Source organism: Thermoplasma volcanium GSS1 (assembly GCF_000011185.1).
Classification (GTDB): Archaea; Thermoplasmatota; Thermoplasmata; order Thermoplasmatales; family Thermoplasmataceae; genus Thermoplasma; species Thermoplasma volcanium.
Genome location: NC_002689.2, coordinates 263,381 through 280,220, shown reverse-complemented (window position 1 = coordinate 280,220; position 16,840 = coordinate 263,381). Strand labels below are relative to the sequence as shown.

The following is a 16,840-nucleotide window of genomic DNA, read 5'->3' as shown; positions in this document are numbered from 1 at the left end:
TATCATTTACCGGCTGACCTTTCCTTTTTCTTAAGCCTTAGCCCAGTGTAGCCACACTTACGGCATCGCGTAGCTCTTATTGAGTTTCTTGCGTAGCACCGCATGCATATTTTTTTATTCAACCTTCTCTCAACAGCTTCTGGAAATGCCATTGTTTTTCACCTGGTTAACTATTAATTACGTATCACACACATATCTATCTACTATATTTCAGTTTGCCATATCTACCTGAGCTGGTTCGGTTTAAGATGCTGCGAAATATATTTAGTTATATAAAATCAGGTAGAAAATGATAATAAAAATAAAATAATGATCACTGTTATGTTTTTTATGCTAGTAGAGACAGCGCAACCATATTACTCTGCATACATAGTTATTGGTATACTTGCGCTGCTACTATTACGGTCCGCGTATAGAAGCTTCAAAGGACGCCGGTATAGACCAGCAAGAGTATTCAGGATACCAGCTGTGTACGCTCTTCTAACCGTAATTCTAGTATTGTTGGATTTCTCCACACAGTACTATTATTACTCTGTACTATTGCTAATAATAGCAGGCTACTTAGTTGGCGTACGAGTTGGAACTTCTGTAAGATTCTTTTACAGGGGAACAGTTCTTTATTATAGGAGGTCTCCAGGAGTTTATGTAATATGGGCAGTTTCTTTATTTTCAAGGGTTATTCTTGAATTTTTGATGCCCGGAAATTCCTTGGCCGAAGTGAGCGTAGATTCTATCCTTTCGTTTACGACCGGCTTGCTTATAGGTGAAACAGTAAACATAATAAAACAAAAGCGCGTATTTGATGAAAAAATCGGGGATACCACTCAGAACAGCTCTTCACTTTGAAGACAATAACGTTATATTTCTTCTTTCATTGATTGCCGAAAAAATTATCATGTCCTTGTTCATGCTAATAATATGAAAGCTGTCTTTGTCTATGAACCACTAGGAAACGAAAACGTGAAGGTAGAAGAGGTAAGCGAACCAAAAAAAGAGCAGGGAAAGGTTATCATAGAAGTCAAAAAAGCTGGACTTAATCCAATAGATTACAATGTAATAAATGGAAAGATAGTATACCGCCTCAACCCGCTCCCGCACATACCAGGGAGTGAAGTATACGGAATAGTAAAGGAAGATAGTGGTTCATTTAAGAAGGGAGAAAGAGTAATAGTTTACAATAGGATCTTTGACGGTACATGTTCGCAGTGCATATCTGGAAACGAGCACCTATGTGAAAATGGCGGGATATGGGGAGTTGTTTCAAATGGCGGCTACTCACAGCTCGTACAAATAGATGAGAAGAACGTGTTTAGGGTTCCAGAAGATGCGAGTGATGAACTGGCCGCCAGTATAGGCGTAGCAGCCCTTACCTCTTTCAGGGCTATAAGGATCTCTGGCTGTTCGCCAGGAAGATCAATACTCATCTATGGGGCGTCAGGAAATACAGGGATGTTTGCAGTACAGTTAGCTTCCATGATGGGGTGTGATGTGTACGCTGTTTCTAGAAAAGATTGGATCGAATCGTTTGGGGCCATCGAAGTCTTCAGGCCTGACAATATTCCACCTGATATGAAGTTCGATATAATCATTAACCCTCTCGGAAGCTTATTCTGGGGGGATGCCCTTAAGCATCTCCGCACTAGAGGGATTCTCGTTTCTTTTGGCGTACTTACTGGTCGGGAAGGTTCTATAGACATAGCGGATCTGTACACCGGCGAAAAGAAGATATTAGGATCGACCGGCGGCACAAGGGAGGATCTACGTGGCCTTCTAGAGTTTATGAAGACACACGAACTAAGGGTAAAAATAGCTAGAGAGTTCAAAATAAACGAGATAAAAGATGCACTTAAGTATTATAGTGAAACTCACGACGGCAGGATCCTCATATCGATGAGAGAGTCTTGATCCTATCAGTTATATCCCCAGAAAATAGATAGGAGGCTGATACAACAATATCTGCCCCTGCATTTTTTACTATTTTTGCGGTATTTTCGTTTATTCCTCCATCCACCTCTATCATAGTGCGAAGGCCCATTTCCTTTATGTAATTTCTGGCTTCCTTTATCTTTTCTGAGACGTCTATAAACTTCTGGCCTGAAAATCCGGGATATACAGACATTATTAGTAGTATCTCGGCCCTCTCCAAAAGATCTGATACCTTAGAAAATGGCGTATTAGGATTAATAACAAGGCCATATTTTACGCCTTCATTCTCCATCTTCTTTATAAGTCCTTTTATATTTATCGGGCTTTCATAGTGTATAAGCACCCTATCATTCTGAGATAAGAACTTTTCATAATAATAATCCGGCCTATCAACCATTAAATGCGTGTCTATAGGTATCTTTGATATCGAACGTAGAGCAAAGTAGAAATCAGGACCAACAGTTATGTTTGGCACGAAATTGCCGTCCATAACGTCGAGATGAAAAGAGTAAGCCCCGGCATCTTCGCATTCCTTTACCTGGGCCTGGAATTTTGTTAGGGAAGCGGCAACTATGGATGGCGATACAAGCATAGCATGGCGATTTTATGTTATTATTTTAAACTTGCCTGTGCGTGAAGACCAACTATAAAGTATTTATCCACTGAGATATTTAATACCTGCATGCCTGCCGGATCTGAAAGTTACGTAGAGAACTTTGTCTCCTATATGGTAGGAGAAAGGAAGAGCAAGTACACAATCAAGGAGTATAAGTTCCTTGTATCAAAGTTTCTTGCTTTCGTTGGAAAGACGCCGGCAGAAGTTACGCCCATGGATATCGAAAGGTATAAGACGTTCCTCGCTTCAAAGGCACATTACTCTAAGGCGAGCCAGTATCTTGCAATAAAGGCCATAAAGCTTTTCTACAAGTCACTGGACCTTAGGTATCCTGTTAATCTTACCCCTCCGAGAAGATCAATGCACATGCCCGTTTATCTGAACGAGGAAGAAGCTTCAAGGCTGCTGAGTGCTTCTAAAAAAAGCGTAAAGTATAGTGCAGTAATCTCAGTGTTAGCATACACTGGAATTAGGGTCGGGGAACTCTGCAACCTGAGAATAGGAGATGTTGACATGCAAGAAGGCATCATCTATGTGAAATCTGGGAAAGGAGACAAGGATCGGATAGTTGTGATGCCAAATGAATGCGTTTCAGCCCTCAAAGAATACCTTAACTGGCGAATAAGTGTCGAAACCCCGCATGACTTCTTGTTTATAAGCAACAAGAAATCTAGGTATGACCCTTCGACGGTAGAGAGGATGGTAAAAAGGTTAAGCCAAGAAGCTGGCATAAATAAGAGAGTGACGCCGCACGTGCTCAGGCATACCTTTGCCACTTCGGTGCTCAGAAACGGTGGTGATATAAGGTTTATACAACAGATCCTTGGTCACTCAAGCGTCGCAACAACACAGATCTATACCCATTTGGACGATAATGCACTGAAGGACATGTACTTCAAGCATAGGCCAAGGTATTAGTGATCTCTGGATATGAGATAATCGGAGAGCCAATCAAGTATCTTCTTTACATAGTTGTCTCCGGAGACCTTGGCTAAATATTCCTTTGATTTATCCACAAGCTTACCCATAAGATTGATAGAATAGTCGTATGAACCTGTATCCATGACCAACTTTTTTATCCTTTCAAATTCCTCATTGGTTACATTTCCCTTTCTGAGCATCTTCCTTATGAAATTTGCGTCGTCTCTGTCTCCCCACTCCATCGCTTTTATCATCAAAAGGGTCTTCTTTCCCTCATTGACGTCGCTGTAAACGGATTTGCCAATTGTTTTTTCATCTCCAAACAACCCTAAAATATCATCTTTAAGCTGGAAAGCTATGCCAAGAACTCGCCCGTATTCCCGAAGAGCTGTTATATCGTATTCAGTACCACTCAGTATGGCTCCCATGGCAAGCGGGCCCTCCAAGGTATACTTTGCTGTCTTCCACAAGTGCAATCTTATCAAATCGCCTTCATTAAAATCATCCATGGTTGTTGAGAGGATATCGAGGAACTGGCCATACCCAGTCATCTCTATAGTTTTGCTTAGCTCAAGATCGGCCTTTACTAAGTTTTCACTGTAGAAGCCGGATCTGAGTAAAGCCTCATGTGCATAAGATTCAGCTAGGTCACCAGCAACAATTGCCAGTCCTTCGGCTGTTGATCTACTTTGCGGACAACCCGCTACAAATGCATCTTCAAGCCGTATATGCATGCTTGGCTTTCCCCTACGAACATCGCTTTTGTCTATAACATCATCATGAATAAGTAGGTATGATTGCGCTAATTCTATTGATATTGAAGCATCGAATATTCCCTTTTCTTCAGGCGAAAACAACCTATAGCCAAGGATCATAAAAATCGGCCTTAACCTCTTGCCACCGCCTTCGGTATAGTCCCTTATTATTTTTATCACTCTTTTGGAGAGTACATCCTTTGTCTCTTCTTCCTTCCGGTCAAAGAAACGGCTTATGCTTTCATCAATCTTCGCCTTATACGAAGCAACGACGTCGGTCGGGCTCTGAGATTCTATCTGCATTGAGCTAAGTATAACGTTGATACTTAAAAATACTTTTCATTATTTGATGTTGTCAATTTTTTCTTGATTTTTTGATGAAATGCCTTCATTACGTGAAATAATAAAAATCGCAAAATACTGTGCTAGATTCATTAACGACGTATATATCCATATATGTCTCTAAAGCCGTAACGCAGTATTTTTTACTATCTGATAAATTGAAAGATATCATGTACGAATTTACTGGTATGGTTAATTTCATGCTGAATATTATTGTCGATAAAATATTATATCAAGATATTCTTTATCAAAGTAAATTTATAATTAACTTGAAGAATACGAGATGCTTTCATATTATTATTCAAAGATAAGTAACATGGCAGTCTCACTCGTTAAAGCCTACAGGAAAGAATACTATGGTCTTAATATCGATAGAGATGTTAATGCATACACGAATGTAGCGAGAAGTGTTCGTACATGTTCGAAACGAGCCGTTAAAGTATTATAGAGTGAGGCAGCCAAAATATACGGAGAATATGGCAGGAAGCCAAACATCCATTGATGTTTGGTGAGGCCATTATTTGCTTATTTTAATACCAGCCTGTGATAATTGCGAGCAACCATTAGACGAAAATACCAAGTGCTGCACATGGAAAATGCTATCTATTTAGCGACCATAATCGAAAAATGGTTAGCACTAGGACTGGAGGGAAGATTCAGGCTGTAATATTCAGGTGTAAAGAAAAACCGGAAGTTCTCATTCTCCACTATAGGCCGGAGCATGGAAGTTTCTGGCAGACGGTATCAGGCAATGTAGAGCTGAACGAAGATCTTTTAGACTCCCTGATTAGAGAAGTTAAAGAAGAAACTGGGCTTGGCAAGGAATGCATAATTAATGTTTATCCAGACATATATTCCTTTGACTTTCATGCACATGACATGGACTTTCACGAAACGGTCTTCGCTGTTATGGTTAGGCCAGACTGCAATGTAGACATATCAAGGAACGTAGATTAAAGAACACGATGAATTTAAATGGGAGGATTTTGAATCTGCAGCTCAAAAAGTTAAATGGTATACAAATGCTGAGGCTATTAGGAGAGCTGCAAAATTAGCAGACTCCCTGTGCAGGCTTGATTCAGGGGAAAAAATTAAACAATGATACCCGATTACGATTATATGGCTAATAAATTCAAGGCAACCTTGGTCACCTGGGAGGACATAGACAGGTGGTGCGGGAAGATAAGCAGAGATGTGGCTGACACGTTCAAAGTTGACACGATAATAGGCATCGCAAGAGGGGGTGTAGTTCCCGCAAGGATACTTTCTGACAGGCTTTGGGTAAAGGATATGCTCAGCGTCAAAACTGAGCATTGGGGACTCACAGCCACAAAAGATGGAGAAGCAGTATTAAAGACAAAGATAGACACGGATCTGCGGGGTAGGAAAGTACTGGTTGTTGATGATATAACCGATACCGGGGAGAGCATGTCCGTTGCTTACAACTACATTAAGTCTCTGCATCCTGACGAATTAAAGAGCGCAACTATGCTACATATAAACAGATCTAAGTATGTTCCAGACTACTACGCAGAACTTATAACAGAAAAAAACTGGGCATGGTTTATATTCCCATGGAATGTTTACGAAGACCTTAACAATTTGATTAGGAAGTCTATAAGCGACTATGCCGACATAGATAAGGTGAGGGAGAGCCTTAAACAAGACTATGATTTGGACACATCAAATCTCGATATTGAAACAATACTGGAAGATCTAGTACACTTTGGAAAGATGAAGAGACAAAATAATAGATACGTCACGGTACAATAACCGTGCCAGCCTTTCCTGATAAAGCAGCACTACCGTTTTCAAGATTCGTGATGAAGGCAGCCTTTCCTCCATTTTTAACGAAGTTGATCGCCGCCCTTACCTTTGGTTTCATGCTTCCATCGGCAAACTGCCCTTCAGCATAGTATTTTTCTATTTCATTTAAGTGTATCCGACCAAGTGGCTTTTGATCAGGCTTTCCAAAGTTAACGTAAACACTTTCTACGTCCGTCAATATCATAAAATAATCTGCTTTAAGCTGAGCAGCGAGAAGGGATGATGCGATGTCCTTATCGATAACAGCATCTATTCCTACGATCCTTCCGTTTTCTTTGACGACAGGTATTCCACCGCCTCCAACAGCCAGTGGAATGTGGCCTTCTCTAACGAGCTCTTCTATGGCCTTTTCTTCAAGGATTTCAATTGGCTCTGGAGATGGAACTACACGCCTCCAGCCATCCTTGAATTTCTTCATTACCCAGCCGTTCCTCTTTGCCTCATCCACCTCCTGGTCGGAATAATACCTCCCAATTGGCTTCTCAGGTGAGGCGAAGGCAGGATCATTACGGTTTACGACTGATCTAGTTATTATTGTGAATATACTTTTGGAAAGGGAATATTTCGATCTTACCTCGTCGTATGCGTTAGCAAGTATTTCTCCGATGTATCCCTGTGACATAGCTACGCTCTGATGGAGATTCGCCATTATTCCAGATATCTCATGACTTTGCTGTATATCGCCTACCTGTGGTCCATTGCCATGAGTTATTACAGTTTCATTTTTTTCGGTTATATCTCTTATGATTTTGAAAGTCTCAATGGCATGTGAGTACTGCACTTCATAATTTCTGGGTTCACCGTTCCTCAAAAGGGCATTTCCACCAAGAGCTATTACTATTCTCACCATGTTTTCACCGAATGGGAAAATTAAGAATTACTTGCGTATATATAAATTTCAGCAATGAAAGATATGATCAATCAATACAGTATTTCATATATCTAAATTGACTTTTATTCAAATGTATATACATTAATTTCCTTAGATTTATGGAATTCTAAAATGCGAATAACTTAAAGGACTTAAAGCATACCAGCATACCTTAAACGATGATCATAGAAACATATGACAAAGCATCAGAAGAAAGAATAGATTCAAACAGGATAAAGCCAAATTTTAAGGGTTATAATCTTGTGAACGTACCAAATTCTATCCTGGATTTGTTTGGTATAAAAAACAACAGAGTGCTTTCTGAAGACATATATACTTACATTAGAGGGTCGTACGACAAAATAGTATTTTTCTATCTTGACGGCCTTGGATACGACACTTTCGCCAGTGATAAATTCAAGAACGGAATATTCAAGCAAATTATCAATAATGGCTACTACGCTGCTATAACAACAGTATTTCCTTCAACCACAGCTGCCGCCAACACAACGATAAATACTGGACTCGCTCCATTAGAACACGGTTTGCTCGAATGGATCCTCTATTTTGATGAAGCTAGGACTGTAGCGTTGACGCTTCCTTACAGGCCCATTACGCAAAGATACAGGAGGAGATTCAATAGCATGAACCCGTCCTACCTTTTCAAGGGAAAGACCATATTCAGAAAAATGAAGGAAGACGGCGTCAGAAGCGTATCATTCCTAAAGGCAAACATAGTCAATGGAGAGTACACCAAACTAATTCAGGATGGATCCGATGTGGTCGGATACTCGTACACAACGGATGGCCTCCTGCTTTTAAAAAATTATCTACTCAATGGCGCATACGACTATTACTATTTTTACCTCGATAATATAGACCATATTGGCCATGTATACGGCCCATCAAGTGAAATGTATGCTCTTGAAGTGCAGACTACATCAAAAATGATAGAGGAAACTTTTGAACAACTTCCAATGGAAGTTCGGCGCAGAACTCTGGTAATAATAACTTCTGATCATGGGCACATTGACGTTGATCCACTGAGAACAATATACCTAAATTCGTTTAGGAAGCTATACGATTCTTTGAAAAGCGATGGACGATACAAGATACCGCCGGTAGGAAGCCCAAGGGACGTGTTTCTGTTTGTTAAAAACGATGCTCTGGAAAGCACTATCGATTATACTAAAAGAAAGCTAGCTAGTTCACTTGTTATGAGCACACAGGAGTCTTTCGATTACGGATTATTCGGTGGAGGTGCGGTACCAGATAGCTTTTATAGGCGTGCGGGCAACATGCTGATCTTGCCATCTGGAAATGATCTGATCTGGTATAGGATGACCGGGCTAAGGGATTCCAGAATGAAAGGCATGCATGGCGGCCTGTCAGAGAGAGAAATGATGATACCCATCGCATTCGGAGAAATTTCCCAGATAATCAAGGACTGAAGTCCACATATAAAAATATCAATCAAAAAAAGCCACTGGAGGGCATCGATCCCCCGACCTGCTGATTACAAGTCAGCTGCTCTACCAACTGAGCTACAGTGGCGTATCAGGACGATTATCAAAAAACGATATATTATTTTATCCATCTAAATGATGAGCCTGTTCTGGTTAATCAGAGCCTCAGGATAAACTTTAAAGATAAAAAAGAATAAACAGAGGGCATATCTGATTATGAAGATAGCAATACTCATTAGGCATGGAGAGAGCGATATAAACGTTAAAGGTATACTCTCAGACAGTATAGACGGCAATTCACTAACAGAGCGCGGAATAAGGCAGGCCGAGCATGCCAGGGATCAGCTTACAGGTCTGGAAATTAAAAATGTGTACTCTAGCCCAATAAACAGGGCCAGAGAAACAGCAGAGATAATAGCAAGCAGTTTTGGAAAGGAAGTTGTAATTGACGATAGACTGCGAGAAATAGGGCTTGGAAAGGCAAGCGGAAGAAGGGCCAGCGACTTTAGGGATGAACTATATACAGGGCACATAAGTGGCTCTATAAGGAAGGAGCTTGAGATGGAAGAATGGACCAGCCTCCAAACCCGTGTTGTTGAAGCACTTGCAGCGAGAGAAGGAATAAATGTATACACTACACATTCTGACCCAATAAGGGCGGCCATATCGTATTTTCTTGAACTTGGAGAGCCTGAATCATACGGTATCTCAATTAAAAACGCCTCAATGACCTTTATAGATGTGGAGATTGGAAGGATACTTAGCATCGGATCAATTATAGTATCAGATGAAATTAAAAAATACGTTTCGCGCAGACACTAGGTGCTAGTTTTGCATTGCCGCCCCTCTTATGCGTTTGCGCGGAACAAATAACCCTCTGAAGCTAAAGAATAGGATTGCTGCTGATATCCCAAATATGTCGATAACTGGCCATACAAGTCCTGGCCGTTGGCCCAGTGAGTAAAGTATCAATGTACCAACTGATGGGGCAGCGGCCCTAGCGAGCTGGTTCACCATACCTATGAATCCCATGAATTGGCCGACACTTTCTTTCGGGGCTATCTTAGATACAACCGTGTTTATATTAGGAGAAGTTAAGTTTTCGCCTATTGTTATTATTATCATGTCAATGATTAGAGATGGTAGGTTCCTCGAAAATGACACCATAAGGTATCCAATTGAATAAAATATCGCACCAAAGACAAGAGCATAGATGTCAGGATATCTTGACATTAACTTTGATATTGGATACTGCCCAATAACAACAACTGTACCATTAACTGCGTAGAAATAGCCGAGGTTAGAAACCACAATATGCAAGTCCTCTACAACGAATATGGGAAGAGTAACAGAAAATTGAGAAGAGACCATTATAAGAAGAAATACAGGTATACTGAAGAGGTAAAGCCTGTAGTCTACCACAAAGAAATTCCTTTTAGCTTCTCTGTATCTTACATTTCTTTTCACATACAAAAGCGATACAATTGTAGAGAGAAGGTTTGCTACGGCAACAAAGAGGAATATAAACTCGAAGCCGTACCTAAATATAAACGAACTTATAAGTGGACCTACTGCCCATCCTAGATTGGCCATTATTCTGTATACAGTATACCCCATCTCCCTATTCTTTTCCGTAGTTACGTCGGATACAATCGCATTTGCTGACGGATAGACAAGAGAACCTGAAAAAGCTGTCATCACAAAGAGAGCCGAAGCTATCAAAACAGCTCTGTAGACTAAGAGTGCAAGCAATGCGTAAAGTATGAAGCCGGCAACGCTTCCAGAGATGAGTGTCCATTTCCGCCCTATGACATCGGACAGATAGCCGGCAAATAGACTAAAAACTATAGATAGGGCAGCGTTAAGGGTAAATATAAAACCAACGAATATTAAGCTCAAGTGAAGGTATTCGTTGAAGTAAACTGCCATAAAAGGCCATGTTGCCCCATACCCGATGCTCCTGACAGCAGCGGCGGTGCTTACTCCCCACAACGTCCTGTTTTCGAACATAAGGTCCTTTGAAGATAACACCGCCATGAGAGGGTAAATAACTATCTTGAATATCAACTTGACATATTTATTAATTTTAGAACGATACAATTATATATCTGTACAAAATATCGCAAAAAATGGCAAATAATTATCCAACTGTAAGGAAATATGGTTATACATCAGAACTTATGGCTATAATTGGCTATACAATACCAACATTTATTCTTGTAATGCCAGCATTTTATACTTCATATATATCTAATGAATTTCAGATTCCATATTATACTGTATTCATTATAATTGGTTCTCCATTCATAGGTAGGTTTCTTGGGGCATATCTCTATTCTAAATTCAGGTTTCTTGGAACTCCGTTCTCCTATTCGATGTTTGCAATAGGAATACTTTCTATTGCAATGGCTTTTGAAAAAAGCGTAACTATGATGGCAATGGATAGGTTCTTAATTGGCATATCGTTTGGCATAGTCACATCCTTTGCAGTAGAAGTTGCTGTGAGGACGAGGAACCAGATAGTCATAGGCCTAACTACTGGTGGATGGGCTCTTGGCTGGATCTTATCAGCCATTGTATCGATGTACATGCCTTTCAAGTACGCACTCTTAGTGTCAGGAATTTCAATTCCCTTATCACTTCTAGGGTTGCTTATAAGGAATGTGCCAATTGGACATGTCATTTCAACCGGATTTAATTTTTCCCCTTACAGCTTTCTGATATATTTCCTTGCATTTGAGCCTGCCTTTGTGCTTGAGATAGCACCTAAGCTTTTAGGTTCAACCGCTTTTGTGGAAAGCCTGATAGCATACTTGGTTGCTATTCCCGCTTACATGGTGTTCCCGATACTCGGCAAAAGATACGGTTTCAAAAACATGATATATGTCACATCGGTAGTCACAATAATATCTTCGATATTTTTTTTCATATTCCTCAGCCTTGAAGCAGCGGTCGTGTTTACTGTTATGGGGTTAACTGTTAATGCGATTATTCCTGGCTTCCTCAGGTCATCCAATATAGACCCAGAAAAGATAGGCCCTTCGCTTAACTTTTCTGCTATCAATGGTTTCATCACACCTACTTTAGTATATGTAATAGGATATCCAAGATATTCCTCACTATCCCTAACTTTACTATCAATGACTTTATTACTCGCACTGGCTTTTTCAAGGATATCTTTAGGTTCTCACATGCACAGCTTTGGCCATAAGAGGAGTTTAAGAAATCACGAATGACCTGCGTTATACTTCCATTCCCAACGATCTTAGACTTACGCTTTCAAAGCCAATATCCACTTTCAGCAGTTATTTACTCTAATACTGTAAGGGTTCTTTTGTTAGTACATTGTAGTCTATGAAATTTAAATGTATATCCTTCTCTTAAAGAATGCCATAGCTATCCTCCTGATTTTTTGAAATGGTGATGTAACATGCGGGTGGCATCAAAATAGATTACGTAAGTAGACGCTATTTTACCAGCATGGTATACAAAGATCGTACATTCTCCGATATATTAATTAAAAGGTAAAAGTAATTAAATCAATTTTTAATATAGACTATGTCTCATCATCTAGTTCCATGAACTATGATTGGTAACGACGACGTGAGACAAAAGGTTGCCTGGCCATGGGCCTCGAACCGAGAATATGTGGCGTAGCATTCGATGATGATCCGATCAGAGGCAGGCAAAGAAGTCCCCGGAGGGTCAGTGTGCATGAAACGTGAATGCATCTCGTTACTTCCGGGGAAGATGTTTAACGTTTAAGGAAGGTAAAAATGGAACCTAACATAAAAGTGCAGAGTGAAGATCTAAGGTATATCGTTCAGGTCGTAACTTCGAAAATAAAAGTGTATGATATAATCGTTGATCCAGTATCAGTTAAATTCTACTTTTTTGATAGCGATAACGAAGGCATAGATGCCAGTTTTGATTATATAAGGCGAGAGCTTGTAGATAAGGGCTTTATCCCATTCCTCTCAAGAGACGGAGAGAATTTTATACAGGTAACCAGAAGGCCAAAGCAGCGTTATTTTGGTAACATAGTAAACGTAGTACTCCTTGTTGCAACAATACTTTCAACAATGTACGTTGGTTCCCAGTATTCCATAAATTTTGTTCCGAGAGGATCTTTCTACGAACTTAGGCTTTGGGCGTATGGATTTTTGTTCTTTTCGGCCCCGCTTTTACTTATCCTCGGGATTCACGAAAGTGCGCATTTTCTGGTTGCAAAAAGGCATCACGTGAAGGCGTCGCTGCCTTTCTTTATTCCTTTTCCTGTAGGTATAGGCACATTCGGTGCTTTTATATCGCTCCGCGATCCTCTGCCTAATAGAAAAGCCATGACAGAGATTGGGGCTGCTGGCCCTATTGCTGGTTTTCTCACTGCACTTCCGCTCTTGTTTGTTGCCGATTACTTTCAGGGTGTAATAAAGCCTATTCCCCCTTATTACATCCCATTCAAGGTTACGTTCCCTCTTATATACCAATTGCTAGGGCTTCATACCAACTTTACGGGCCCTATCTTCCCGATGGTTTTTGCAGTGTGGGTGGGCATGTTTGCAACGGCTATGAATTTAATACCTGCAGGACAGCTCGACGGAAGCCACATACTCAGAGGTGTTCTTGGAAATAGGGCAAACGTGCTATCTTACGTCTTTTTAGCTTTTCTGTTCGGTATAGGCTTCTTCTATACGGGATGGTGGATAATAGCTATATTCGTGGTATTCACAGGGCTTGTACATCCTCCTGCACTCAATGACTTTTCTAAAATATCAAAACTTGACATAGTTTTAGGAATAGTTTCACTAGCTATGTTCATACTAACGTTTACAATAGTGCCTATAAAGCCCGCTTAAGTTATTTGCCTTCTTTATCCTCACTTTCATCAGCCAGAAATACATAATGGTGATGTATGAGATCGGCTAACCACAACACTATTAAAATTATTATGCTTGATTCTACAAACTTTACATCGTTATGTTCTATGTATGAGAAAACAGCCAGTGCAATTGCAGGTGGATGCTTAAACCTTGTAAATGTTATCAAGATAGAAATTATTACAACGTTGAGATACAGTTGTATAACGCCTGTTCCTAGAAGTATGTGTAATAATGTTGTACTCAGTATTACCGCTACATACGATACTATCAAGGAATCTGGTTTAGAGAATCTGCCACGGTGCTCTACAGATATTAGGTAAGCTGAAACAGCAAATGGCGGGGCCAATAACGCTAACCTAAACACATAAGTCCAAACAATTATAATTCCAAATATCGCAAGAAAAGATAAGATGTTTTTCCAACGATTCATGTTATGCGGTTATACAAGTAAACTTTTTTTTACTTTCCCTTATAAATAGAATAGAGAAATGTACTATTATGAAAACCATAAAAATGAGGATATATGGAATGACCTGCAATGATTGTGTTGCCACTGTAGAGAAAGGGCTGAAATCTGTCGACGGCGTACTATGGGTTAGTGTGAGTCTCCCAGACGGCAGCGCTGTAGTAAAGGTAGATGATAGTGTTGATCCAGAGAAGCTCGAAGATGCTGAGGTCTTCAAAAAAACCAGGTACAGAGGCGAGGTGAGAGATGTTGAGTGAAAAATACGATCTAGTTATAGTTGGACGTGGAGCCGCAGCATTCTCTGCTGCCATAAGGGCCAGTGAGATAACCTCTGGGCAGGCAAGAATAGCCATGGTTGGAAATGGGCCATTAGGAGGGACATGTGTTAACACAGGCTGCGTCCCGTCAAAATTGCTTATATCCATTTCCAACAGCTTTCAGAACTCTCTCAAACCAAGGTACCCTGGACTTCCATCAGTTGAAAGGCCCCCCGAGACCGAGGTTATAATGGATTTCATACGCGAATCAGTTCACGGCGAGAGGAAGAAGAAGTACGAAGATGTGGTAGAATCGTATGAAAACATTGATCTTTACACTGGAACTGCAGTTTTTACAGGAGAAAAGGAAATACTAGTAGATTCTTCGCATTCATTGTTTGGCTACAACGTGCTCATTGCAACAGGCTCTAGACCTTATGTCCCGGGAATTAAAGGCTTAAATGAAACAAGTTACATAACAACCGACAGTGTCTGGGAACTGAAACATGTTCCGGCAAGCATAGCCATACTAGGAGGCGGAGCGGTTGGAGTAGAGATCGGGCAAGCGCTGTCTAGGCTTGGATCTGAAGTACATATAATTGAGGTCTCTAATCAGATCTTGCCAGGAATACCCGCTGATATGGCAAGCATCATTGAGAGGTCCTTAAGAGAGGATGGTATGGTTATCAATACATCCACTTCAGTGGATGAGGTGTCTGGAGGAGAGGGCAAAAAATACCTAAAATTAAATGGTACAAATATAAACGATACGTTAGAGGTAGAAGAAATACTCGTAGCAACCGGTAGAGCGCCAAACATAGATCTGGCCTTAGAAAAGACAGGTGTAAAATACAGCAAAAGAGGGATTGCAGTAGATGAATACCTGAGGACGTCGAATCGGAAGATATATGCTGCCGGCGATGTTGTTGATCAGAAGTATAAGCTAGAAACCTTGGCTGCAAGAGAAGGCTTCATCTCAGCCGAGAACATGTTCAACCATGCGATGCGAACAATCGATATATTCAATGTGCCGTTTGCTGTTTTCTGCAGCCCTGGTTATGCGTCTGTTGGTTATACTCAGGATGAGGCTACTAAGGCTGGAATAAAGACCGAAGCGAGGAGAATATCAACTAAGGATGTGGCAAGCGAGAGGATACATGCTAATAGAGAGGGAATAATAAATATAGTAGCGGAAGCAGATACCAAGGAAATTGTTGGCGTACAGATAGTTGCTGAGAATGCACCCGAACTTATAAACGAGGCTTCTGCCATCTTATCGAAACGATTTAAGACCGATGATCTGATAAACACCGTTCACGTGTTTCCAACTGAAAATGAAGGCTTAAAACTTGCAACCCAATCATTTTCAAGAGATATCACCATGATGAGCTGCTGCATGGAGTGAAGATCCGATCATGTAATAGAGAACCGAAGAGGAAATCACTATTGCCGCAAGTATAATCCAAAGCACATTAAAACCCACGGAAGTTATAATCAGCGAAGAGACGAGAGGACCTATTATGCCACTAGACTGCCAGAACATATTTGCTATTCCAGAGACACTTCCAGCACGTTCCCGGCCGATTTCTATGGCTAGGTCGGAATTTCCTGGTGTTATTATGAATCTAAAGAAGCCCATAAGGAGGGATATCAAAATAAGCACAGCGGCTGATCTAACTTCTGCAAAACTCATTATAGGCAATCCATAAATTATTAAAGATATTATTACCGAAGGCTTAAGACCTAACCTTGAAATCAAAAATCCTGATACCGGTGTAGAGAAAAGGCCGGAGATAGCCATGGCCGAAAATATGAAACCCGATATTAGGGGATCTATCCCCATGCCAACAAAGTATTTGTAAGCATAGAGGGTCAGGGACCAGTAAGAGAGGAAGAATAAAAGTCCACCCAGAGAAAGAAGCAGAACGTTCCTGTCCTTGATCAGCGAAAAATCTATGCTGTACCCTGCTTTCTCTGTTCTGAGTTTAAACGCAGCGATTGCAACCACTACTGCTGCCATGGCAGATGTATAGTAGCCCCACTGCCAGCCTATTCTCACAGCAATCGTTGGCAGTACAAGGCCCGAAATAACTATTGCCAAAGGCCAAGCTATGCTGTAATATCCGATATAAACGCTTCTTCTATCTTTATAATAGTGGTTCATTACGTTTATAGACGCAGGATACACCCATCCAGCAGTAAAGCCCATTAGAATGCTTGACAGATATTCATCAGTTATATTCTTGGACAAAGAAGAAAGTATAGCAGATATCGCTACTCCTATAAGTGCAATACCAATGACGCAGCCACCGGAAAACCTGTCTGATACGAAACCAGAGGGAATCTGCACTATAACGTAGCCAACAAAGAAAAGGGAAAATGCAAGGCCTTCCTCTTCTATAGTAGGCCGGAAAGGCATATAAACTGAGAGAATTGACCATGAGAGCCTAACATAATAGCTGAGAAAGAACGAAGAACTAGCAATGATTAACGGGAATAATTTCCTCACACTA

At 40.6% G+C, this 16,840-nt stretch carries 18 protein-coding genes and 1 tRNA gene; 11 read left to right on the top strand and 8 right to left on the bottom strand.

Annotated elements, in window-relative coordinates:
- Positions 1–2 precede the first annotated feature (2 nt).
- A complete protein-coding gene (locus TVG_RS08250; RefSeq protein ID WP_010916525.1) occupies positions 3–152 on the bottom strand; it encodes a 50S ribosomal protein L40e in 150 nt (49 codons plus the stop codon).
- Between the two features lie 178 nt (positions 153–330).
- On the opposite strand from TVG_RS08250, the gene TVG_RS01390 reads away from it, so the two are divergent.
- Positions 331–846: a hypothetical protein gene (locus TVG_RS01390; RefSeq protein WP_048053919.1), complete on the top strand. Its 516-nt coding sequence runs from the start codon at positions 331–333 to the stop codon at positions 844–846.
- A 72-nt stretch (positions 847–918) separates the two neighbouring features.
- The gene (locus TVG_RS01385) at positions 919–1,905 is read left to right on the top strand and encodes an alcohol dehydrogenase catalytic domain-containing protein (RefSeq protein WP_010916523.1); all 987 of its coding nucleotides are present in this window, start codon (positions 919–921) and stop codon (positions 1,903–1,905) included.
- Here the strand turns inward: TVG_RS01385 and rpe are convergent.
- Entirely contained in the window at positions 1,883–2,518 is a 636-nt protein-coding gene (gene rpe, locus TVG_RS01380) for a ribulose-phosphate 3-epimerase (RefSeq protein WP_010916522.1), read from the bottom strand. The genes TVG_RS01385 and rpe overlap by 23 nt on opposite strands.
- A gap of 90 nt (positions 2,519–2,608) precedes the next feature.
- Here rpe and xerA point away from each other — a divergent pair, with 90 nt between their 5' ends.
- On the top strand, positions 2,609–3,460 hold the full coding sequence (xerA, locus tag TVG_RS01375) for a site-specific tyrosine recombinase/integron integrase (RefSeq protein WP_010916521.1): 852 nt from the start codon (positions 2,609–2,611) through the stop codon (positions 3,458–3,460).
- Here xerA and TVG_RS01370 read toward each other — a convergent pair.
- On the bottom strand, positions 3,457–4,521 hold the full coding sequence (locus tag TVG_RS01370; protein ID WP_010916520.1) for a polyprenyl synthetase family protein: 1,065 nt from the start codon (positions 4,519–4,521) through the stop codon (positions 3,457–3,459). The two genes, xerA and TVG_RS01370, sit on opposite strands and share 4 nt — an antisense overlap.
- A 666-nt stretch (positions 4,522–5,187) precedes the next feature.
- On the opposite strand from TVG_RS01370, the gene TVG_RS01365 reads away from it, so the two are divergent.
- The gene (locus tag TVG_RS01365) at positions 5,188–5,517 is read left to right on the top strand and encodes an NUDIX domain-containing protein (protein ID WP_010916519.1); all 330 of its coding nucleotides are present in this window, start codon (positions 5,188–5,190) and stop codon (positions 5,515–5,517) included.
- A 162-nt stretch (positions 5,518–5,679) separates the two neighbouring features.
- Positions 5,680–6,333 (top strand): phosphoribosyltransferase, encoded by a 654-nt coding sequence (locus TVG_RS01360; RefSeq protein ID WP_010916518.1) that lies wholly within the window; start codon positions 5,680–5,682, stop codon positions 6,331–6,333.
- On the opposite strand, the gene TVG_RS01355 is transcribed toward TVG_RS01360, so the two are convergent.
- Positions 6,320–7,237, bottom strand: a complete 918-nt coding sequence (locus tag TVG_RS01355) for a carbamate kinase (protein ID WP_010916517.1) — start codon at positions 7,235–7,237, stop codon at positions 6,320–6,322. The two genes, TVG_RS01360 and TVG_RS01355, sit on opposite strands and share 14 nt — an antisense overlap.
- A gap of 200 nt (positions 7,238–7,437) precedes the next feature.
- On the opposite strand from TVG_RS01355, the gene TVG_RS01350 reads away from it, so the two are divergent.
- A complete protein-coding gene (locus TVG_RS01350; protein WP_010916516.1) occupies positions 7,438–8,709 on the top strand; it encodes an alkaline phosphatase family protein in 1,272 nt (423 codons plus the stop codon).
- A gap of 30 nt (positions 8,710–8,739) precedes the next feature.
- Here TVG_RS01350 and TVG_RS01345 read toward each other — a convergent pair.
- Positions 8,740–8,812: transfer RNA gene (locus tag TVG_RS01345), tRNA-Thr, on the bottom strand.
- A 128-nt stretch (positions 8,813–8,940) separates the two neighbouring features.
- Between TVG_RS01345 and TVG_RS01340 the strand changes: the two genes are divergently transcribed.
- On the top strand, positions 8,941–9,546 hold the full coding sequence (locus TVG_RS01340) for a 2,3-diphosphoglycerate-dependent phosphoglycerate mutase (RefSeq protein ID WP_010916515.1): 606 nt from the start codon (positions 8,941–8,943) through the stop codon (positions 9,544–9,546).
- 3 nt (positions 9,547–9,549) lie between these two features.
- Here TVG_RS01340 and TVG_RS01335 read toward each other — a convergent pair whose 3' ends face one another.
- Positions 9,550–10,761 carry an MDR family MFS transporter gene (locus tag TVG_RS01335; protein WP_010916514.1) on the bottom strand — a complete coding sequence of 404 codons (1,212 nt, stop codon included), beginning with the start codon at positions 10,759–10,761 and terminating at the stop codon, positions 9,550–9,552.
- Between the two features lie 92 nt (positions 10,762–10,853).
- Between TVG_RS01335 and TVG_RS01330 the strand changes: the two genes are divergently transcribed.
- Both TVG_RS01330 and TVG_RS01325 read left to right on the top strand, forming a co-directional pair.
- Positions 10,854–11,960 (top strand): MFS transporter permease, encoded by a 1,107-nt coding sequence (locus tag TVG_RS01330; RefSeq protein WP_010916513.1) that lies wholly within the window; start codon positions 10,854–10,856, stop codon positions 11,958–11,960.
- A 540-nt stretch (positions 11,961–12,500) separates the two neighbouring features.
- A complete protein-coding gene (locus tag TVG_RS01325) occupies positions 12,501–13,580 on the top strand; it encodes a site-2 protease family protein (protein WP_010916512.1) in 1,080 nt (359 codons plus the stop codon).
- Position 13,581: 1 nt separating this feature from the next.
- Here the strand turns inward: TVG_RS01325 and TVG_RS01320 are convergent, their stop codons facing one another.
- Positions 13,582–14,034: an HPP family protein gene (locus tag TVG_RS01320; RefSeq protein ID WP_048053918.1), complete on the bottom strand. Its 453-nt coding sequence runs from the start codon at positions 14,032–14,034 to the stop codon at positions 13,582–13,584.
- 68 nt (positions 14,035–14,102) lie between these two features.
- Between TVG_RS01320 and TVG_RS01315 the strand changes: the two genes are divergently transcribed.
- Both TVG_RS01315 and merA read left to right on the top strand, forming a co-directional pair.
- The gene (locus TVG_RS01315) at positions 14,103–14,327 is read left to right on the top strand and encodes a heavy-metal-associated domain-containing protein (RefSeq protein ID WP_010916510.1); all 225 of its coding nucleotides are present in this window, start codon (positions 14,103–14,105) and stop codon (positions 14,325–14,327) included.
- The gene (gene merA, locus TVG_RS01310; RefSeq protein WP_010916509.1) at positions 14,317–15,732 is read left to right on the top strand and encodes a mercury(II) reductase; all 1,416 of its coding nucleotides are present in this window, start codon (positions 14,317–14,319) and stop codon (positions 15,730–15,732) included. The genes TVG_RS01315 and merA overlap by 11 nt, the downstream gene beginning before the upstream one ends.
- Here the strand turns inward: merA and TVG_RS01305 are convergent.
- Entirely contained in the window at positions 15,694–16,836 is a 1,143-nt protein-coding gene (locus TVG_RS01305) for an MFS transporter (RefSeq protein WP_010916508.1), read from the bottom strand. The genes merA and TVG_RS01305 overlap by 39 nt on opposite strands.
- Positions 16,837–16,840 lie beyond the last annotated feature (4 nt).